This is a genomic window from Neisseria sp. P0022.S009 (assembly GCF_051956675.1).
GTDB lineage: Bacteria > Pseudomonadota > Gammaproteobacteria > Burkholderiales > Neisseriaceae > Neisseria.
Map to the genome: position 1 here is coordinate 202,688 of NZ_JBQCXE010000001.1, position 20,416 is coordinate 223,103.

Annotated in this window: 22 protein-coding genes; 8 read left to right on the top strand and 14 right to left on the bottom strand. The window is 47.9% G+C overall.

Annotated elements, in window-relative coordinates:
* From tssA to ACTHUG_RS01005, 7 genes are all read left to right on the top strand, one after another.
* The gene (gene tssA, locus ACTHUG_RS00975; protein ID WP_440385945.1) at nt 1–1,623 is read left to right on the top strand and encodes a type VI secretion system protein TssA; all 1,623 of its coding nucleotides are present in this window, start codon (nt 1–3) and stop codon (nt 1,621–1,623) included.
* 9 nt (nt 1,624–1,632) lie between these two features.
* A complete protein-coding gene (gene tssF / locus ACTHUG_RS00980) occupies nt 1,633–3,399 on the top strand; it encodes a type VI secretion system baseplate subunit TssF (protein WP_440385946.1) in 1,767 nt (588 codons plus the stop codon).
* Nucleotides 3,363–4,472: a type VI secretion system baseplate subunit TssG gene (gene tssG / locus ACTHUG_RS00985; protein WP_440385947.1), complete on the top strand. Its 1,110-nt coding sequence runs from the start codon at nt 3,363–3,365 to the stop codon at nt 4,470–4,472. Before tssF ends, tssG begins: the two co-directional genes overlap by 37 nt.
* A 19-nt stretch (nt 4,473–4,491) precedes the next feature.
* Nucleotides 4,492–5,031: a type VI secretion system lipoprotein TssJ gene (gene tssJ, locus ACTHUG_RS00990; RefSeq protein WP_049332881.1), complete on the top strand. Its 540-nt coding sequence runs from the start codon at nt 4,492–4,494 to the stop codon at nt 5,029–5,031.
* The gene (gene tssE, locus ACTHUG_RS00995; protein ID WP_049332879.1) at nt 5,031–5,444 is read left to right on the top strand and encodes a type VI secretion system baseplate subunit TssE; all 414 of its coding nucleotides are present in this window, start codon (nt 5,031–5,033) and stop codon (nt 5,442–5,444) included. The genes tssJ and tssE overlap by 1 nt, the downstream gene beginning before the upstream one ends.
* 45 nt (nt 5,445–5,489) lie before the next feature.
* Nucleotides 5,490–6,968 (top strand): hypothetical protein, encoded by a 1,479-nt coding sequence (locus tag ACTHUG_RS01000; protein WP_440385948.1) that lies wholly within the window; start codon nt 5,490–5,492, stop codon nt 6,966–6,968.
* A 284-nt stretch (nt 6,969–7,252) separates the two neighbouring features.
* Nucleotides 7,253–8,260 (top strand): IS5 family transposase, encoded by a 1,008-nt coding sequence (locus ACTHUG_RS01005; protein WP_440385949.1) that lies wholly within the window; start codon nt 7,253–7,255, stop codon nt 8,258–8,260.
* Between the two features lie 153 nt (nt 8,261–8,413).
* Here ACTHUG_RS01005 and ACTHUG_RS01010 read toward each other — a convergent pair whose 3' ends face one another.
* The 9 genes from ACTHUG_RS01010 to rpmE form a co-directional block, all read right to left on the bottom strand.
* Nucleotides 8,414–9,241: an MlaA family lipoprotein gene (locus ACTHUG_RS01010; protein ID WP_440385950.1), complete on the bottom strand. Its 828-nt coding sequence runs from the start codon at nt 9,239–9,241 to the stop codon at nt 8,414–8,416.
* Nucleotides 9,238–9,516: an STAS domain-containing protein gene (locus tag ACTHUG_RS01015; RefSeq protein WP_036493932.1), complete on the bottom strand. Its 279-nt coding sequence runs from the start codon at nt 9,514–9,516 to the stop codon at nt 9,238–9,240. The genes ACTHUG_RS01010 and ACTHUG_RS01015 overlap by 4 nt, the downstream gene beginning before the upstream one ends.
* Nucleotides 9,517–9,579: 63 nt before the next feature.
* Nucleotides 9,580–10,170, bottom strand: coding sequence for an MlaC/ttg2D family ABC transporter substrate-binding protein (locus ACTHUG_RS01020; RefSeq protein ID WP_070504176.1), 591 nt, complete (start codon nt 10,168–10,170; stop codon nt 9,580–9,582).
* 32 nt (nt 10,171–10,202) lie between these two features.
* Nucleotides 10,203–10,697: an outer membrane lipid asymmetry maintenance protein MlaD gene (gene mlaD / locus ACTHUG_RS01025; RefSeq protein ID WP_003748012.1), complete on the bottom strand. Its 495-nt coding sequence runs from the start codon at nt 10,695–10,697 to the stop codon at nt 10,203–10,205.
* A gap of 49 nt (nt 10,698–10,746) precedes the next feature.
* Entirely contained in the window at nt 10,747–11,523 is a 777-nt protein-coding gene (mlaE, locus tag ACTHUG_RS01030; RefSeq protein ID WP_440385951.1) for a lipid asymmetry maintenance ABC transporter permease subunit MlaE, read from the bottom strand.
* 65 nt (nt 11,524–11,588) lie between these two features.
* Nucleotides 11,589–12,389 carry an ABC transporter ATP-binding protein gene (locus tag ACTHUG_RS01035; RefSeq protein WP_440385952.1) on the bottom strand — a complete coding sequence of 267 codons (801 nt, stop codon included), beginning with the start codon at nt 12,387–12,389 and terminating at the stop codon, nt 11,589–11,591.
* Between the two features lie 221 nt (nt 12,390–12,610).
* Nucleotides 12,611–13,498 (bottom strand): hypothetical protein, encoded by an 888-nt coding sequence (locus ACTHUG_RS01040; protein WP_240315422.1) that lies wholly within the window; start codon nt 13,496–13,498, stop codon nt 12,611–12,613.
* A gap of 138 nt (nt 13,499–13,636) precedes the next feature.
* Nucleotides 13,637–15,295 carry an ArnT family glycosyltransferase gene (locus ACTHUG_RS01045; RefSeq protein ID WP_440385953.1) on the bottom strand — a complete coding sequence of 553 codons (1,659 nt, stop codon included), beginning with the start codon at nt 15,293–15,295 and terminating at the stop codon, nt 13,637–13,639.
* 223 nt (nt 15,296–15,518) lie between these two features.
* Nucleotides 15,519–15,734: a 50S ribosomal protein L31 gene (gene rpmE / locus ACTHUG_RS01050; RefSeq protein ID WP_003681847.1), complete on the bottom strand. Its 216-nt coding sequence runs from the start codon at nt 15,732–15,734 to the stop codon at nt 15,519–15,521.
* A 281-nt stretch (nt 15,735–16,015) separates the two neighbouring features.
* Between rpmE and ACTHUG_RS01055 the strand changes: the two genes are divergently transcribed.
* The gene (locus tag ACTHUG_RS01055; RefSeq protein ID WP_036492142.1) at nt 16,016–16,549 is read left to right on the top strand and encodes an acyltransferase; all 534 of its coding nucleotides are present in this window, start codon (nt 16,016–16,018) and stop codon (nt 16,547–16,549) included.
* A gap of 64 nt (nt 16,550–16,613) precedes the next feature.
* Here the strand turns inward: ACTHUG_RS01055 and ACTHUG_RS01060 are convergent, their stop codons facing one another.
* The 5 genes from ACTHUG_RS01060 to ACTHUG_RS01080 all read right to left on the bottom strand — a co-directional run bounded on the left by ACTHUG_RS01060 (nt 16,614) and on the right by ACTHUG_RS01080 (nt 20,267).
* On the bottom strand, nt 16,614–17,069 hold the full coding sequence (locus tag ACTHUG_RS01060; RefSeq protein WP_070823129.1) for a four-helix bundle copper-binding protein: 456 nt from the start codon (nt 17,067–17,069) through the stop codon (nt 16,614–16,616).
* Nucleotides 17,070–17,286: 217 nt separating this feature from the next.
* Entirely contained in the window at nt 17,287–18,141 is an 855-nt protein-coding gene (locus ACTHUG_RS01065; protein WP_070606254.1) for an amino acid ABC transporter substrate-binding protein, read from the bottom strand.
* A 75-nt stretch (nt 18,142–18,216) separates the two neighbouring features.
* On the bottom strand, nt 18,217–18,948 hold the full coding sequence (locus ACTHUG_RS01070) for an amino acid ABC transporter ATP-binding protein (RefSeq protein WP_440385954.1): 732 nt from the start codon (nt 18,946–18,948) through the stop codon (nt 18,217–18,219).
* Nucleotide 18,949: 1 nt separating this feature from the next.
* Nucleotides 18,950–19,618, bottom strand: coding sequence for an amino acid ABC transporter permease (locus ACTHUG_RS01075; RefSeq protein ID WP_049344971.1), 669 nt, complete (start codon nt 19,616–19,618; stop codon nt 18,950–18,952).
* Nucleotides 19,608–20,267 carry an amino acid ABC transporter permease gene (locus ACTHUG_RS01080; RefSeq protein ID WP_003748035.1) on the bottom strand — a complete coding sequence of 220 codons (660 nt, stop codon included), beginning with the start codon at nt 20,265–20,267 and terminating at the stop codon, nt 19,608–19,610. Before ACTHUG_RS01080 ends, ACTHUG_RS01075 begins: the two co-directional genes overlap by 11 nt.
* Nucleotides 20,268–20,416: the final 149 nt, after the last annotated feature.

Genomic DNA, 20,416 nt, shown 5'->3' on the forward strand with positions numbered 1-20,416 from the left:
ATGACATTACCCCAATGGGTAAAGCCGATACTTGGTGATGAGGGTACATCAATCACCGATAACAATATTCATCGCTGGCAAGAGTGGCTGGAACCTGTTTCAGACGGCCACCCTTGTGGCGAGGATGTTGCATATGCCGATGATTTTGAGGCTATTAAAATTGAATTGGCCAAGCTTTCAGGTATTGATTGTCGATTGATTTTGGATGCTTCTGAACGCTTGTTAAAACGTCAATCTAAAGACTTGAGAGTAGCAACTTATTATATTTTTGCCGCTTTGCGAGATAGAGGGTTGGCAGGTTTTTCAGATGGTTTGGAAATTTTATGTGGATTGCTGCAAAAATTTGATCAATCACTATGGCCGAAAAAGCCGGTACAAAAACGCAATGCATTAAATTGGCTGTCTGGGGAAAGAGTGTTGGATACGCTCAAAGGGACTGAATTATCTAATTCGGTAGACCTTAAGCGGACATTATCGGCGTTAATGTCGTTGCAACATCATCTTGAGGGATGGGAAGAATCAGTACGCCCCAGTCTGTTTCCGTTATTGCAATATTTTGAAGAGTCATCTGTTCGTTTTTCATCACCTCAGACAAGTACAAGTCAAAGTCAGGAAGTTAGTACGCCTATTGACCAGGAAGTTGTACCACAGATTCGTCAAGAGGGTCAGAGGCCGTCTGAAAGTTTAGCTGTCACTCAAGTTAACTCTTCTAAAGCCTTACTCGATCAAGTTAGGATTAATGCCGCCTATTTAAGAGAGCAGGATGATGGATATTGGCCTGCATATAAGATGATTCGCGCTGTACGTTGGGGTGGGCTAAATGGTATCCCGCCTCATCAAAATGGTCAGACTCGTTTGAAAGCTCCAAGGACAGATTTATTGGCAACTTTAAATCGTTTGGTTAATGAGCAGCAATGGCGGGATTTGCTTGATAGAGTAGAAGCGGCTTTTTTAGAAGGCGCTAATCAGTATTGGCTCGATTTGCAATATTATGCGTGGCAAGGACAGCAGGCGTTGGGTGGTTTATATCTTTCTCAGGTTGACTCATCATTATTTGAACTGAAATCTTTACTGATCAGATGTGATGGCTTGACCGGATTAAGTTTTGATAACGGATTTCCGTTTGTTTCAGCCGATACGCTTACGTGGTTGGAGCAAAAGGTTATGCCATCCACGCGCAAGCAGACTAGTAGCCGAACAGTTCAAAAAGCAGTAATAGAATCATCATCTCAGGTAGAAAACCAAGAAAGTCAATGGCAACAGGCTTTGTTAAAAACACAAGAACAAGGCTTGGATGCTGCTTTTGCTTGGCTGGAAACATTACCAGAGTTGCAGTCAGGTGCTGGGCAGGTTAAAAAGTGGTTGATGATGGCCCGTTTGGCTGCAAACAATCAAAAAGCAGATTGGGCATTGAAACTGTTGGAACAGGCTTCACGGCAGATGCAGGTTTTGACAGTAAAAGAGTGGGATAAACATTTTGCATTTGATGTATATGCTTTGTGGTATCAATTGTTAAATGAAAATTTTGATAAGAAAGATACGGAAGCTACTGGGCAACTTGAATTTTTACGAACTGAATTAATGCAGACTGATATTGTTCGTGCATTAGAATTAATCGATTAAACATATATTATGTCAGATCCTACATTACGTTATTATGAAGAAGAGATGCGGTATCTCAAGGAGGCAGGGTTAGAGTTTTCAAAAGCTCACCCTGATCGTGCCGCAATGCTGAATTTAGACAGAGTAGGTACACGCGATCCTTATGTGGAGCGATTGTTTGAAGGCTTTGCTTTCTTAACAGGAAGAATCAGACAAAAACTTGATGATGACTTTCCAGAATTGACTGAGGGTTTGGTCAATATGCTGTGGCCTCATTATCTGAGGATGATTCCTTCTTTGACTGTTTTAGAGTTAATTCCAGATGATAAAAAGTTGCAGGGTGGGCAGCTTGTTAAAAAAGGACTATCCGTACAATCTGAGCCCATTAATATTAATGACAGGTTGACGAGATGCCTGTACCGAACTACAGGTGATGTTAAACTCCAGCCCTTGAGTATTTTGCATACGTTATTGGATTATGATGCAAATGGTCAAAGTGTCATCAAATTGACTTTTGGTATTCACAGGCAGACGCAGAAAGACAATTTGGATTTTTCTAAAATCAGAATTTATATTTCTGCTGATGAACCAGTTGCTTTTGCATTACGTCATGCCTTGTTAAATCAAGCTGCTCAAATTAGTATCCATCATGCCGAACTACCATCTGGAGGTAATATACGGTTTAAGGCCGTCGGATTTGCCGAAGATGAGAGATTGTGGGAAAAAGTAAATAACAGTTTCAGTGGATATCAATTACTATTGGAATACTTTTGTTTCAAACAGAAGTTTTTCTTTATTGATTTGATTGGTATTGATGCCGAAGAATGGTCGGAACGCATTAATGAGTTTAGTATTAATGTAGTTCTGTCCAAACAATATCCTTCAGAGCTTAGATTTCCTCCAGATTGCCTGAAATTAAACTGTGTTCCTGCCATCAACCTCTTTGACATGGAGGCTGAGCCTATTCGGGTGGATCACAAGGCATTTGAATATCCTGTTAAGCCTTTGTTGCATGAGGGTATGGCAGTCGAGGTGTATTCAGTAAATGAAGTGGAAGCTGTAAATCATGAGACAGGCAAGCGCTACTCATATATTCCTTTCTCGTCATTCCAACATCGTGGTGGATTGATGAAATATGATGCTCCTGAACGGTATTACCATACGAAGGTAAAACGAGGAGTATCTGGAAAGCATGAAACATTTATTATGCTTGGAGGATTGTTGTGGGATAGAAAAGATATTCTGCCTACTGAAACACTTTCTCTAAAAGTAGTAGGGACCAATGGTGCTTTGCCACGTAAGAGTTTGAGGGAAACCCAGATTCAAGACGCGGATATAGCCGAGCCCAATATTAAAATGGTAAGAAACCTTACGACTCCGACGTTGTCATGCTATCCTCCAACAGAAGACAGATTTCAATGGCGTATCTTGTCCCATTTGTCACCAAATTATCTATCATTACTAAACGTTGATAGTTTGAAAGGTGCATTGTCGATTTACGATTGGACCGAAGATGAATTGAATAAGCGCAGATTGAACGGGATTGTTGACGTTAAGCATGAAACGGTACAAAGAATCGAGCGTGGTGCAGTTCATCGTGGAGTTCATATTACAGTAACATTTGATTCAACTGCATTTAATGGGGAAGCAGAAATTTATTTGTTCGGAGAATTATTGAACGAATTTTTTGCAATGTATGCTGATTTGAACCTATTTACCCGGTTCAGCATAGTTTCTCTGCCATCCGGGAAAACATATACATGGAAAGACAGCAAAACAACTATCACACGGTTTTAGAAACGGCACACAAAAGCGCCAAAGAAAATAACGACAGGCAAACGCTTCCCTTATGGGAGATTCCCAGAAATAAATCTCATCGCGAAGGTATAGCATCTGAAATTTTTCAAGAGAAATTGGGAGAGTTTATTGTACGCAATGCAGCAACAATGAATTTTTTCCAATTTTGTCGGGTTTTGGAAACGCTTGCCGATAGTGCTGAAGAAAAAGCTGTAGAGTCAATGGTAAGATTCAGAAGGGTGAAGTCTCTATCTTTCCCTTCTGGGGAAATTGCATCGGTTGAATATGATGCGGAAGCCGAGTTACCAACTGTAAGAACAACATTTTTAGGTTTGTATGGCGTAGATGCTGTCTTGCCGGATTATTTCCTGAACGATATTGCGACGCATAAAGACGGTAGTGAAAGCTTAGCCGCATTTTTGGATATTTTTAACCATAGAATTACAACCCTGTTTTTTCAGGCATGGAAAAAATACCGCTATCCGTTTTTGTTTCAAAATGAAGGGCAGGATGATTTATCTCGCTCTCTTCTGCACCTTATTGGGCAGGGGATGGTAAACGGCAAATTTATACATCCTTTGCTAGATAGCAGAATCTTGGGATTGTTCAGTGTTTTTTATCAGCGCACCCGAACAAAAGAAGGTATTATCAGTATAGTTAGATATTTGTTACCTTTTGCAGATGTAACAGTAAAAGAATTTCAGCCTCAGTGGGTAATATTGGAAAAAAATCGTGAGTTGGGGAAAGCCGGTTTGAGATTGGATGGAGGAAGTGCATCTTTAGGCAGTAGAATAAAAGATCATAGTCATCTGATACGTATTGAGATTACACCAGATACATTTGAGAATGCACAACTTCTATTACCAAAACAAACATTACACCAAAAATTACTTGAATTATTGAAGCTCTATTTGGGTTGCCGTTTTGATGCAAGCATTTACCTAAACATCAAGAAGCAATGGATACCTCAAAGCCGTTTAGCAAAAAAACAAATATTGGGGATTAATACCGGTTTAGGTACGATGCATCAAGACAAGCAAATAAAGATAGCGAACTATACATATTCAAACTAATTTAAGAAAACGGAAAATCATGAATAAGAAAACTAGAATTCAGTCAGTCTGTGCATTAGCCTTGTTGTGCGCGGTATTATCAGGTTGCGGGGTTTTGCAAGGCGTGAAAGATGGTACGACCAATGTAACTAAAAGTATCTTTTATACTAAGTTAAAGATATTAAAGATTGACTTGGTTGCTCGTAATGGTTTGAATCAAAATGAACGGGGTCAATCGTTATCGACAGTCGTTCGTATTTATCAGCTTAGAGATAAGCAGAATTATGAAGTTGCATCTTATCGTGACTTGCTTAATCAAGATAAAACCATTTTAGGCAATGATTTGGTAGAAGGGTATAAGCAATATACCATTCGACCTGGTGAAACTATCAGCTTGGATGAAACCTTGGATAAAGAGACCAAGTATGTTGGTATCGTGGCTTTTTATAATCGGGTAGGAGAGGATCAACCGTGGAAAATGCTTCTATCCAAAAAACAGCTGAAAAATAAAAAGCCTTTAGTTGTTGAGTTGGTAGATAATAAAGTTGTCATTCAAGAGACCGAAAAGAAAGTCAAATAATGGATGCAGCCCTCTATGAGAAATTAACGGGGTTTTATTCTGATGGCTTGCCACTAGATGGGCTTCCAGATGGTTTTCAGTTAGTTAGGAGTGTTTTAGATAATATCCAACGCATTCTCAATAGTCGGAGTGGTTCCTTGAAGCATTTGCCTGATTATGGAATCCCTGACCTTAGTATGGTTTATAAGAATTTACCGTCTAGTGCACATGATTTACGGTATTTCATGAGGAAGACCTTATTGAAATATGAACCTAGATTGAGAAATTTAGACATTCGACTGACTGAGTCTAAAGACAATATTATGGTTTTATGCTATCAGCTTGAATGTGAAATTGAAAATGCTGGTGCTGTAGTCATAGACACTTATTTTATGCCTGAAGGAACGGTTTCTGTTAAACGCAGCCGAGCGTAACTTTTTAGGTATCAACAGATTACTTTAAAATTAAGAACTAAATATATGGTTAAACACTTTTTTCTTACTTGCAGTGTATTGCTTTCAGCAGCTGCCCAGACAGCCTTGGCTAAAGAGTATGATTTAGAAGGTACATTAGTTACTCAAAATAATTATGTACGAATTCAGAGTTGTAATCTGAAAAATACTTATGCTTTATTACCCGGTAGTGGAAATGGCTATGAAGCGACAGCAGAGATTGTCAGCGCCAGAAAAAATATGCCTGAAAGCACGCCAATCTATGTTGCTTTAAAAGGAAAATTAGAAAGCCCCAATTTTTTAGTTTCTGGAATTGAACTCATCAAAATAGGGGAAAACTGCCATACAGTCAAAACTAAATCCTCATATCCTGAAAAAGCTGTTCAGAAATATCCAAGTGAAAATCAGCAGCCAGATTTAGAAGACAAAAATTCTAAGGCTGAGCCATACAATTCTGCATTGAAGCCGGTAGAAGCAGAACCAGCGGTGACAGAACCAGAAAATCTGAAACAAACAGCAGAAGAACCAGGAACAACGATATCAGTTGAGCCGGCTCATCATTCAAAAATTACACAAGCTGAAGACGGTAAAAAGTCTAAAGATGATCAATATTCTTCTGATAATCTTCTTGATAAGCAGGTTAAAACAGAAGATGCTAAACAGGCAGATATTGAAAAATTGGATAGAGGAAATGCTACTCCAGTTGATCCTGCAACGTTAAATACATCTAAGCCAAATGTTCAATCTGTAGAGACTCCTGAAAAGGTAGAGCAACCTGCAGTAGATGAATCTAAGGCTGTGGAAAAATCAGTAGTTGAAGAAACTAAGTCCGTAGAGCAGTCATCTATAGTAGAAACACCTGAGGCAGTAGAACAACCAATAGCAAGTGAATCTAAAGCTGCAGAACAGCCAGTGATTGTAGAAACTAAGACTGTAGAACAGCCGTCTGAAGCAGATATACCTGCAGTAGTGGCGCAACCTATAGTGGATGAGTTTAAAGTTGAGCAGCCAGTGGATTCAGCAACGGCTAAGACTGTAGAACAGTCATCGGCAGTAGAAGCATCCGAGGTAGTGCAACCACCGGTAGTAGATGAGCATAAAGTTGTAGAACAACCTGAGGAAGTCAAAGCATTTGAACAGACTGGAGCTTCTGAAACGGTACACAATCCTATAATAGAAGAGACTTCTATAGAGGCTGATCATAAGGTAGAAAACAAACTGTCTGTGCCAGAGGTTGTTACTCCGGCATCGTCCTCTGTGGAAGATCGTGTAACGGTATTTGAAACTCAGCCTAAAACTGATAATCAGGAATCTACACAATTAGAGGGTATTCCGTCTGTAGGGACGCAAGCCGACCAGGTAACAGAAGAAACTCATTCTACACATGAAACTTTATCGGGAACCGAAGCATCCGCACCAATAACTGATTCATTATCGAATGAAGTTTCTGCACAGCCAGTTTATGTGAATCACATTATTGTGCATGAAGATGATGTGGCTGAGTAAAAGGTAACCAATATAGTCGAGTTAGTCTTCAGTTATGAGAAAAGGCCGTCTGAAGAATCTTAGTTTTAAGTTAAATGGATTTTGATTCTTCAGGTAATTGTAAAAGGTTTTAAGAAATTTGTTCTCGCGAATAAAAAAGCTTACTTAAATCATTAAGTAAGCTTTTTTGTATTTAATGGGCAGTAAGCATATGAATTATTCGTAGCTCTTATACACAGAAAGAGACCTTTGCAAAATTCCCTAAAATCCCCTAAATTCCCACCAAGACATTTAGGGGATTTTCCATGAGCACCTTCTTCCAGCAAACCGCCCAAGCCATGATTGCCAAACACATTGACCGTTTCCCACTATTGAAATTGGATCAAGTGATTGATTGGCAACCGATCGAACAATACCTGAACCGTCAAAGAACCCGTTACCTTAGAGACCACCGCGGCCGTCCCGCCTATCCCCTGTTGTCCATGTTCAAAGCCGTCCTACTCGGACAATGGCACAGCCTCTCTGATCCCGAACTCGAACACAGCCTCATCACCCGCATCGATTTCAACCTGTTTTGCCGTTTTGACGAACTGAGCATCCCCGATTACAGCACCTTATGCCGCTACCGCAACTGGCTGGTGCAAGACAACACCCTGTCCGAACTGCTGGAACTGATCAACCGCCAACTGACCGAAAAAAAACTAAAAATAGAGAAAGCATCCGCCGCCGTCATTGACGCCACCATTATTCAGACCGCCGGCAGCAAACAGCGCCAGGCTATAGAAGTCGATGAAGAAGGACAAGTCAGCGGTCAAACCGCACCGAGTAAAGACAGCGATGCCCGTTGGATAAAGAAAAACGGCCTCTACAAACTCGGTTACAAACAACATACCCGTACCGATACGGAAGGCTATATCGAGAAACTGCACATTACTCCTGCAAATGCCCATGAGTGTAAACACCTGTTGCCTTTATTGGAAGGACTGCCCAAAGGTACGACCGTCTATGCTGATAAAGGATATGACAGTGAGGAAAGCCGGCAACATCTGGAAGAGCATCGGCTGCAGGACGGCATTATGCGCAAAGCACACCGCAACCGTCCTCTGACGGAAACGCAAACCAAACGCAACCGATATTTGTCGAAGACCCGTTATGTGGTCGAACAAAGCTTCGGTACGCTGCATCGTAAATTCCGCTATGCGCGGGCAGCCTATTTCGGGCTGATTAAAGTGAGTGCGCAAAGCCACCTGAAGGCGATGTGTTTGAACCTGTTGAAAGCCGCCAACAGGCTAAGTGTGCCTGTTGCTGCCTAAAAGGCGGCTGGGTGCCTGATTAATCAGGTATCCAAGGGAGATTAAGGGGGTATTTGGGTAGAATCAGTGGATATGTGAAACGAAAACAGCCGAAATCCTGCTTTTGGATTTCGGCTGTCGGGGGAAAAGGAATTTTGCAAAGGTCTCAGAAAATCAGAGATTTTCTGATGGTGTTTGATACAGAGTTTGGGGATTGTTTGTATCGGGGATTTCTGCCGGAGCGGTTTGGGGTGCTGCTACCGGTTCGGAAGTGGCGTTGCTGTCAACCAGGTCATCGATGTCGATATTGTCGTCTTCGTTTTGAGGGAGCGTGCCACCGGTTTGTTGGGTGCGAACTTTCATGTAAAGGTCGCGTGTGTAGCTGTATTTGTCGATGGCTGCGCCTTCGAGGCTGTCGGTCAGGTCGAGCAGTTCTTCGCGGGTGTTGATGGCTTGCTGGCCGGTTGTGCCCCAGCGTCCTGCTCTGGTGTGGAAGACGGCATTTTTAACCGGATAGACGGTGGTGACGGCGTTGCCGACGGTATCGCGTACGGTAGACGGGCCGAGTAGGGGGACGACGAAGTAGTTGCTGTTTTTCCAGCCCCATGAGGCGAAGGTGTCGCCGAGGGTGTTTTTATTGCTGGGTACGCCGCCTGCACCGGCTACGTCGATTAAACCGCCAAGGCCGAAGGTGGTATTGATGCCGACGCGGACGAGGTCTTCGCTGGCGCGTTTGACGTCAAGGCGCAGAACATTGCTGCCGAAGCTGACGACATCGCGCAGGTTGTTGAAGAAGTTGCTCACGCCGGTACGCACCGGTTTAGGCGTTACTTTGCGATAACCGCGTGCGACAGGGGAAAGGACGTATTTGTCTGCTTTGTCGTTGAACTTGGAAACGGTACGGTTGTAGCCTTCGTAAGGGTCGGCCGGATTGCGTTCGGCAAGTGCAGGAGCGGAGGCAAGGCTGATGAGGAGGCAGAGGGAAGCGGTGGTTTTTTTCATGATTGCAACCAGTCTTTGATTTCGTAAAGTTCGGCCAGCGCGCGGACGGAATCGGGAATGTTTTGAATAGTCGGTTTTTTGTCTGTCCGGCGCAGAGCGTTGAGCAGCAGGGAAACGCAGGCGGAATCTGCTTTGCCTACTTGGCTGAAGTCTATGCTGTCTGTTTCTTTCAGACGGCATTGTTGTTCGTAGCGCGCAAAGGCGGAGGCAGTCAGGGTTTTGACGGTAACGTCGCCGCTGATGTAGAGTGTGCCGTTGCGGATTTCTGTTTGCATGGTGTCTTTATGATGTAAGGCACCATGCCGTCTGAACATCAGACGGCATGGTGCGCGGGTGGATTATTTACCGCCGTTTTTGGCTTTCAAGTCGGCAATCAGGCCGTCGATACCTTTGGCTTTGATGGTTTCGCCGAATTGGTTGCGGTATACGGTAACCAAGCTTGCGCCTTCGACTGCGACATTGTATGCGCGGTATCTGCTGCCGCTTTGGTAGGTGGTGAAGTCCATGTTGACCGGTTTTTGGCCGGAAACGTTGATTTCGGCGCGGACAATGATTTCTTTACCACCTTTGTTTACGACGGGGTTGTCTTTGATGTTGACCTTGGCGTTTTTGAATTTCAGCATGGTGCCGGAGTAGGTGCGGATCAGCAGGGTTTGGAACTCTTTGGTCAACGCTTGTTTTTGTGCGTCAGTTGCAGTACGCCATGGATTGCCGACGGCCAAAGCGGTCATGCGTTGGAAGTCGAAGTAAGGGATGGCGTAGGCTTCAGCTTTTTGGCGTGCAGTGTTGGCATCGCCGCTGTTGAGGATTTTCAGCACTTGAACGGAGTTTTCACGGACTTGGTTGACTGCGTCGGCAGGAGAGGCAAATGCCATGCTGATGCTCAATACGCCGATGCTCAATGCGCTGATGAAGGAAGTTTTTTTCATGGGAGTGTCCTGAATATTGGGTTGATATGTGTTTATTGTTTGTTTTGACCGGCAGATTCACCATCTGCGTTTTTCTCAGCAAAGCTGGTCATGAATTTGCCGATAAGGTTTTCCAAAACCATGGCGGAGCTGGTAACAGTAATGGTGTCGCCTGCCGCCAAAGAATCGGTATCGCCGCCTTGTTGCAGGCCGATGTATTGTTCGCCCAACAGGCCTGAAGTCAGGATTTGTGCAGAAACGTCGCTGCTGAACTGATATTGGCTGTCCAGATTGAGGGCGACTTTTGCCTGATAGGATTTAGGGTCGAGCTGAATAGAGGCAACGCGGCCCACCAGTACGCCTGCGGATTTGACCGGAGCGTTGGTTTTCAAGCCGCCGATGTCGCTGAAATCGGCATAGACGGTGTAGGTTTGAGAGGATTTGCCGAACGATTGTCCGCCGGCGGCTCGGAAGGCGAGAAAGCCGATAGCGGCTGCGCCCAGTAAGACAAACAGTCCTACCCAAAATTCCAAAGCATTTTTTTTCATGTGCTATTGTCCTTGTTTCATTCTTTTTAAGTGTCGTTTCAGACGGCCTTTAGTCGGTAAACATCCACGCGGTCAAAATGAAGTCGACGGCGAGGATGGTCAGGGCGGAAGACACTACGGTGCGTGTACTGGCGCGCAAAATACCTTCGGAAGTCGGTACGCAGTGGAAGCCCTGATGTACGGCGATCAGCGTAACGGCTACGCCGAAAGCGGCGGATTTGATTAAGCCGTTGAGGACGTCGTAATGGAAGGTAATGTTGTTTTGCATTTGCGACCAGAAAATACCGCCGTCCAAACCCAGCCATTCGACGCCGACCAAATACGCGCCGTAAATGCCGGCAACGCTGAAAATCGATGCCAGCAAAGGCATGGAAAACACACCTGCCCAAAAGCGCGGTGCAACCACGCGTGCCACAGGGTCGACCGCCATCACGTTCATTGCTTCAAGCTGCTCGGTGGTTTTCATCAAGCCGATTTCGCTGGTCATGGCACCGCCCGCGCTGCTGGCAAACAGAATAGCCGCCAATACGGGACCCAATTCACGCAACAGGGAAGCGGCAACCATATAGCCCAGAATATCGGCGGATTTGAATTTTGCCAGCTGCGTATAGCCCTGCAAGCCCAACACCATGCCGACAAACAGGCCGGACACAGCAACAATCAGGACAGACAACACGCCTGCAAAGTAAACCTGGCGGATGCTCAGGCGCGGGCGAGTAAATGCCGTGCCTGATTTGGCCAGGATATGCAGGAAAAACAGCGTAATGCTGCCCAGCGATTGGATGAAGCCGAGGGTTTTTGCCCCGACGGAACGGATAAAATTCATAGGTTTCAGTTGATTGGTTAAATGGTTTTCAGACGGCCTTGTTTAAGTTTCAGGCCGTCTGAACATCAGCCCAGCAAGTCTTGTTTTAAAGTTGTTTGCGCCGGATAGCGGTATGCGACAGGGCCGTCTGCCAAACCGCCGACAAACTGGCGTACCCAAGGCGAGTCGAGTTCGCGCATTTCTTCGGGCGAGCCGGAGAACATGATTTCGCCGTGTGCCAAGAAAATGACTTGATCGACAATTTCCAATGATCTTTCAATATCATGCGTTACCATGACGCTGGTTGAGCGCAAGGCTTTGTTGGCACGGCTGATGAGGTGGGCGATAACGCCCAGCGAAATCGGGTCGAGGCCGGTGAAAGGCTCGTCGTACAACATGATTTCAGGGTCGAGCGCAATCGTACGCGCGAGGGCGACGCGGCGCGACATACCGCCGGAAAGCTCGGAAGGCATCAGGTTTTCAACACCGCGCAAACCGACTGCATTCAGTTTCAACACCACCAAATCGCGGATGACTGCTTCGGGCAAATCCGTCAGTTCTCGCATGGGGAAGGCGATGTTGTCGAAGACGGATAAGTCGGTGAACAATGCGCCGTGTTGGAACAAAACTCCCATGTGGCGGCGGTGTTCGTACAGCTCCTGCGCTGAAAATGCGGTCAAATCGCGCCCTTCAATCAGCACTTTGCCCGATTGCGGGTGGATTTGACCCGTAATCAGGCGCATCAGCGTGGTTTTACCGCTGCCCGAACCACCCATTACGGCGGCGAAATTGCCTTGTGGAATGCTGAAGTTGATGTTGTTCAGAATCGGACGGTCGCCATATGCGAAGGCAACGTCTTTCATTTCGATGAAGGGTGTGGAACTCATGCAGGATGGGAGTGTCGAAAAATGTATTTTAATTACGGGTATTGTAAAGGGTATTGGATATTCGGGCAATTTTCAGATGGTCTGCGCTTAGGAATAACGGGTAAAAACGTGTGAAAGAACGCAGAAGCGTTGGTGCTACGGTCGTTTGTTGTATGTTGTGTCAAACATACAGACAGCTGTGTAGGTAAATAAAGAGGCGGGCAAACATGCCCGCCTTGTTGTTAATATTTCTGCAAACCTTCTACCTTGATTTCTTTGGCATTGGCATGGATGAAGGCTTGAGTCGCTTTCATTGTGGCTTGAATGCGCGGATCGTTCCAACGCACGATTTGGTTGTTTTCATCGCGTTTGTCCGACCAGATAATCACGCCGTCGGTGTATTTTTTGCTGATTTCGAGCATTTTGCGCCAGCGAACGGGGTCGATGAACTGCTTGAAATAAGGGCTGTTGGTGGCCGAATAATATTGCGGCCAGATGTAGCCGATGATTTTTTTGTTGGGAAAGCGTTGATGGATGTCGTCAACGGCGGTTTTGACGTCTTTTTCCCATTGCACCAAATCGGGGGAAGTGATGTAGAACACAGGATTGGCATAGTCGCTGATGGCGGCGGTGGGTGCACGGCGTTTGCTGACTTGTCGCCATTTGGCCAAGATGGCTTCGTTGTCAACGTTGGGGCGGTAGTGGCGGATGCCGTGTAGGTGTTCAGAGGGCATGCCGTAGTTGCTGATGACGGCGCGCGGGTTTTCTTCTCTGAAGATTTGGTACATCCGGGCGAAGTCGGTTCTCAATTCGTCGGGGGTTAGCAGCTGTCCGTCTTTTTCGGCAAACCAGCTTTCGATGTCGGTGGAAATGGTGCGGTAGCCTTCGCGGCGCGATTGTTTGGCCAATTCGCGGATACGCGCTTCGTTGAGTACGCCGTGTTTGCGTTTGCCTGTCGGATCGGGTTTGACCAGTTCGCTTTCGTAAACCAAAAACACTTTGGAGAGTTTGTCGGCAGTCAGGTCGGGTTTGCCGACGTAGTCCATGCGGTCGTAGATGATGAAATCTTTGGCATGGGCGGAGAGGGCGGTCAATAAGAGGACGAGGGGCAAAAGGCGGTTGGGTTTCATGTTTTTAGGCAGATAAGGGAAAAGGGCCATTGTACGGGAAGCGGTGTTAAAGTAAGTCAAAGGCCGTCTGAAAGGATAAAAGTTCTTTCAGACGGCCTTTGTTGGACTGAGGTTATTCAGTTTTGAGGCTGGTGTGATTTACTGCGCCGCAGTTTTTTCCAGTAACAAGAAAGTCTCGGCTTTGTTGCGCGGTCTTGCGCCTTGCCACAAGGTTTGCCAGCCCGAAGGTGCGCCGATGTTGGCGGCTTGGCGGATGAGGCGGTAGCGGCAGGTCGGGTTGTCGGTCGTGGTTTTAATACGGCTGTATTGTGTCCATGCGATGCGTGTGCGCTGGTCTTGGCCGTCGATGTTGATACATTCGAGGCCGTCTGAAAGCTGCTGTTTCAATTCGGCAGAAAGCGCGGCTTCCATTTGGTGTACCACCGGCGCATGGCTTTTGGCGGCGTTGAGCCACGGTAAAAACAGGGTCATTAGCAAAGCCCAGGCCAAGGTAACGCCGGCTGCCCAGTTGGTGACGGCTTGGCGGCCGCGGATGTTTTTACGCGTAATCGCCCAGAGCCACAACGGGGTAAACAGCAGGGCGACGGCCATCGGAATCGGGTCGATGTCGGGGATATAATACGGGCTGAAATAGGCAGCGCGTTCGGCCAGTTTGGCGGGCCAGCCGTAGTTCATGGCGAAGAAGCCCAGCCACAGGAACACGGCAATCAAACCGAATGCCATGATGCCGAACCAGTTGATAAATGCTGCCGCGCCGCGACGCAGGCCGTCCAGTTGTGCCGCGCCGAGCAGGGCAAGCGGCGGCAACAGCCAAACGAGGTTGTCTTGCAGGCGTTGCGGGTCGATGGCGAGCAGGGCTGTCATGATAACCAGCCACGACAGGCTCAGAATGCCCCAGTTTTTATCGTGGATACGCGTACGGCTGAGCGTCCATGCCGCCAGCGGCCAAGCAGGCAGGGCGAACCACAGTAGATTTTTCAGATAATAGGGTAGGCTGAAGGCCGTCTGAATCTGATGGAAACCGCCGAATACGCCTAAGGAATAATGGTTGAACCATATATCAAACCATTCGGGATGGGTTCTGGATAAAACCAGCGGATACAGAATCAGCAGGGGCAGGGAAACGACAATGGCGCCGATCAGGGTCAGCAAATAGCGTTTGCTTTGCCAAGTGGAATGGAACGACAGGGCAAGTGCCAAAAACATCATGGCCGCGGTCAGCAGATAGCCTGAGGAAAGGGAGAGTAAAACCCAGCCGCCGCACAACAGCAAAATGGCAATAATGACGCGGCGGCGTGCCAGTGAAAAGCCGCACAGAATCAATCCAAATGCGGCAAAGGCGGCCGATATGGGATTGAGGAAGTGGGCGATGGGCAGCAAACCGATACTGCCGATAAGGATTAAGACAACGCTGCGGCCGTGGTGTCTGCCAAGAAAGTTGAAACCGGCAAAACCGCAGGCGGTCAGTCCGACGGCGGTGAATACCACGCCGGCAAAACGCGCGGCATCATAGGCATCGGCCGCCCAAGGCGAAAACAGGGTTTGGAATGCGGTTGCCGCCCACAAAAAAGCCGGGGAGATGGTGAAGTCGGGTTGGCCGAAGATTTGTGCAACCAGCAGGCTGCCGCCGTTTTTCATGGATTCGGAGGCGGTAAAGAGGGAGGGTTCGGCAGGGTTCCACAAGTCATGCGAGAACACGCCCGGCCACAGCCAGGCAAAGGCCATCAGCAGCAGAAGCCACGGTTTTTCATGGGTTTTTTGGGGGCGGCGCGGATCGGGCGGTGTGTAAGTCAGCATGGAAGGTCAAAAAACGGTTGGTTTGAATGGCAATGGTACAGGGTTTGACGGGTTTGCGCGATATGCCGGACTGGAGGGCTTTGTAAAATAATGCTTACGGCTCGTTTTTATCGGGTGTTTGAAGGATGTTTATCCGATATGGCGAGGCCGTCTGAAAGAAAGGTTTCAGACGGCCTGAATGCAAAAAAGACTGCAGGAAGCAGTCTTTTTGACAAAGCGGCAATTAGCGTTTGAACAGGTTGCCGAATTTGTTGTTGAATTTGTCCACGCGACCGGTAGTGTCGACGATTTTTTGAGTACCGGTGTAGAAAGGGTGGCACAGAGAGCAAACCTCAACGTTGAAGCTGTCTTTTTCCATTGCGGATTTGGTTACGAATTTGTTGCCGCAAGAGCAGGTAACGTTGATTTCGTGGTAGTTCGGGTGAATACCTTGTTTCATTTGATTTCCTTTCGATTAAGCGGGCACAGGGGTTTTGCCTGTACTTCAGTTAAGCGTGGGATTTTCGCTATTTTTGGCTGTTTCGTCAAGCGGATATTTTGCATAGCGGGCAGTTTCGCAACAGGCGAGAACAGTTTAGAATAGAGTTTCAAACCAAATACTGTGTAATCGGGCTGTAATTCAACTGAAAAGAGGATGTAAAACCTCTTCTAGATGTGAAACTTTAAGAAAAATAATAGTCTGATTAATATTTACGCTTTTACGAACAGGAGACGGAATCCATGCAAAAAAGGATATTGACGCGTATTTTGCGTGTCTGGGGAGGAATGTTGCCTCCGTCTTATTGCAAACCCTTCGGCCGGATTGCGCAAAAATTCCGCGCCGCTTTGGCTGCGTGCATTTCCCCAAACATCGGCAAAAACGTCAATATCGAAAAAGGCGGATATGTTTTTCCGGATACGGTAATCGGCGACAATTCGGGTATCGGCGTCAATTGCGAAATCTGCCACGGCCTGACCCTCGGCAAGAACGTGATGATGGGGCCGGAATGCCTGTTTTATTCGACCAACCACAAATTCAACCCTGAAACCCGCCGCTTTGAAGGCTATACGGACATTCGCCCGATTGTGATTGAAGATGATGTTTGGATCGGCCGGCGTGCGATTATCATGGGCGGCGTTACCATCGGCAAGGGCGCGGTAATCGGCGCAGGTTCGGTGGTTACCAAAGATGTGCCGCCTTATTGCGTGGCTGCGGGCAATCCTGCGGTTGTGAAGAAAAAGCTGTTGGATGAGCAAGAGCTTGCAGCAGAATAGCGTGAATGAAACCATAAACAAAAGGCCGTCTGAAAGATTTCAGACGGCCTTTTTTCAATAGTGCTTAAGCGGCAATTTTTTCGCATTCTTTAATGCAAGCCAAGCAAGATTCGTAGCAGGCTTTGCACTCGGCGTGGTGGCCGGCGTGTTCTTTGCAGGCGGCGGAACATTGTTTGCAGGCTTCGATGCACACTTTTGCCAAAGACGGGGTTAGGCGTGAATTTTGGGCGGCGAGGTTTTGCAAGGTGCCGCACAGTGCCAGCATTTGATTGACGCCGGCTGCGCAGTCTTTCATGGAGGTATCGCCTTCGCTCAACAGGGCGATGCAGTGCGCCAGACAGATTTGGCCAGCTTCAACGCAATGTGCGGCCGCTTTGCGCGCAGCTTCGTAGGCACGCGGTGCAGAATGCGCGTGACCAGCATGGTGTGCATGGCCTGCATGGTCGTGAGCACGGGCAAAAGAAGCGGCGGCGGTGAGGGAGACGGCAGCAGCGCTGCCGATAAATTGACGACGGTTCATAAGATAGAGTCCTTTTTGCTTTGTAGAAATATCGGACGAATTATTTCATCCATTATTAAAAGGTTATCATGTTATTTGTTTTTAAACAACAGGCCGTCTGAAGGTATCGATAATACGTTCAGACGGCCTGTTGTTAGGTATGATATTTGTTTAAATCAATCACAAATCGGATAGCTGAAATACGGCCAAGTGACTTTTTGCCGAGAAAATAGTCGGTTTATTCCGCCAACAATTCTTCCGGTTTGACTTTCTCGCCATACACGGGCAAGAGGGTTTTTTCATAGGCGGCTTTCAGACGGCCGTCTTTTTTCATGGCGGCAATTTCGCCGTTGACCCAGTTCAGGAGGTCGGTGTTGCCTTTTTGAACAGCTGGGGCGATGAATTCGGCAGGGCCGAGGTTGCCGATGGCGACTTCAAAATTCGGGTTTTCTTTTGCCCATGCCCACAGCAGGGCGTTGTCATGGGCGAGTGCTACGCCACGACCGTCTTTCAGTGCGTCGAAGGTTTCGGTATTTTGGTCAAATTTCAGCAGTTTGACTTCAGGATGGCTTTTGGTGAAGAAGGCGTCGGCGGTGGTGCCTTTGTTGACCAGCAGGGTTTGGTCTTTCAATTGCGCAACGTCGGTAATCGGTTTGTCTTTTGGGGAAACCACGCCCAAGGCCACTTTCATGTAAGGATCGGCGAAATCGACGGCTTCGGCGCGTTCGGGTGTTTTGGTGAAGTTGGCGAGGATGAGGTCGACTTTGCCGGAACGGACGTATTCGACACGGTTTGCGGCCTCGGTCAGGACGAATTCGACTTTGTCGGGGCTGCCGAGCAGGTCTTTGGCCAGGTCTTTGGCGATTTCAACGTCAAAGCCTTGGTTTTTGCCGTTGGCGTCAACATAGCCGAACGGAGGCTTGTCGCCGAATACGCCGATACGGATGACGCCTTTTTCTTTGATGGAGGCAACGGTTGCCGCGCCGCTGCTTTGTGAAGATTGGGCATCGCCGGAGCCGCCTCCGCAAGCAGTCAGGCCGACGGCGATGGCGGCAGAGGCGAGGAGGGCTTTGAATTTGGCATTCAATTGCATGAGTGTTTCCTTTTCAAATGTTTGGTTGAAAGTGGGGGCCGTCTGAAAAAGGGTTCGGACGGCCTGAAAATAAAATCAGTAGTTCATGCCTGCCAAGAATTGGCGGGCGCGTTCGCTTTTGGGGGCGGAGAAGAAGGTTTCGGGGTCGGTCGATTCGACGATGCCGCCTTTGTCCATGAAGACGATGCGGTCGGCAACTTTACGGGCAAACCCCATTTCATGGGTTACGATGAGCATGCTCATGCCTTCGCGGGCGAGTTCTAAAACCACTTCCAAGACCTCGCGCACCATTTCGGGGTCGAGTGCGGCGGTGATTTCGTCCAGCAGGATGACTTCCGGATTCAGGCACAGGGCGCGGACAATGGCGATGCGTTGTTTCTGGCCGCCGGAGAGTTCGCGCGGATAGGCGTTTTTGCGGTCGAGCAGGCCGACGCGTTCCAACAGTTTGTCGGCTTGTGCCTCTGCTTCGGCACGGTTGCGGTTTTGTACTTTCACCGGGCCTAAGAGGATGTTTTCGATGACGGTCATGTGGGCAAACAGTTCATAGCTTTGAAAAACCATGCCGACTTTTTGCCGGGCGGTTTGCCAGGAAACGTCTTTGCCGAATTCGCCGACCCCGTCCATCACGATGCTGCCGCCTTGGTGCGGCTCCAAACCGTTGACGCAGCGCAGGAGGGTGGATTTGCCGCAGCCGGACGGACCCAGCAGTACGATGACTTCGCCTTTTTCCAAGTCCAAGTCTAAGGATTGAATGGCGGTTACGTTGCCGTATTGTTTGTGCAGGTTGCGGATGCTCAGTAAAGCCATGTCAGTGTTCCCATTTTTGTTCAAGTTTTGCCGCCAGCAGCGACAGCGGCCAGCAACAGAAGAAATACAGCATAAAAATCAGGCCGTAAACCCAAAATGAAGCATTGGGTTGCGTCAGCAGCGAGTTTTCGATGATTTGCTGGCCGACTTTGACGACTTCGATGACGCCGATAAGGGAGGCGAGCGAGCTGGTTTTGATCATGCGCGTAAACAGATTGACGGCGCCGGGCAATACGCGGCGGATGCTTTGCGGCAGCTCGATGTAGCGGAATACCTGCCCGCGGCTCAAGCCGAGTGCCAGGCCTGATTCGACCTGGTGTTTTTCAATCGATTCCAATGCGCCGCGGACCAAATCGCCCATTTCGGCGATGCCCCACATGGTAAATACCCAGACACAAACCCAAAATCCGTCGATGTGGATGCCTGTCCAGACAGATAGGCCGAAATACAGGCCGAACAGCCACACCAAAATCGGCACGATTCGGATGGTTTCGAGATAAAACCGTCCGATAAAGCGGATGAGCCGGTTGCGCGAACGTAAAACCAAGCCGAACAGCGTACCCAATACGCAGGAGGCGGCAACGGAGGCCAGGGAAATCTGCGCCGTCAACAACAGGCCTTCGCCCAAGCGTGCCGCGTTTTGTCCTTCAAACAGCCAGTCAAACACCATATTTTGCACTCCGTACGCGGTTTTCTGCCCAGCGCGCCAGAAGCGAAACGGGCAGAAGGATGATCAGGTAGCTGGCAAACAGCAGGAACAAGGCTTCGTTGGTTTTGTAGTCCATGCCGATGATGTCTTTGGTAACGAACAGCAATTCCGCAATGCCGACCGCGCTGACGATAGATGTTTCTTTCATCAAAAACAATACGTTTGCGCCGATGGCGGGAACGGCGACCGCCCATGCCTGAGGCAATTCGACATAGCGGAACACTTGAAAGCGGCTCAAACCGATGGCCTTGCCCGCTTCGATCTGCCCTTTGGGGACGGCCAGAATACCGGCACGAATGGCTTCCGCCATGTAGCTTGCGCCCAAGAAAACCAGTGCGATCACGCCGCAGGTGAAACCGTCCCATTTAATACCCATTTTCGGCAGGCCGTAATACAGGAAAAACAATTGGATCAGCAGGGGCGTATTGCGCGACAGCTCGATATAGGCGCGTGCCAATGCGTAGAAGGGGCGGATGCGGTATGCCGTAACCACGGCAACGGGCAGGCCGAACAGCAACGACAAAACGACACCATATACCGACAATTCCAGTGTCAGCTTTGCCGCATCGACGAATTTGGGGATGGCATCGATCAGATAAGACCAGTTCATCAGAGTCAGACAATCAGCATGATAAAGGCAGTATTTTAACGGGTTTGTAAGGGAGTGTTAAATAATGGATAGGAATATCGATTGTGGATAAAACACAAAAAATGGAATAAGGCAAAGGCCGTCTGAAACGTTTCAGACGGCCTTGAAAT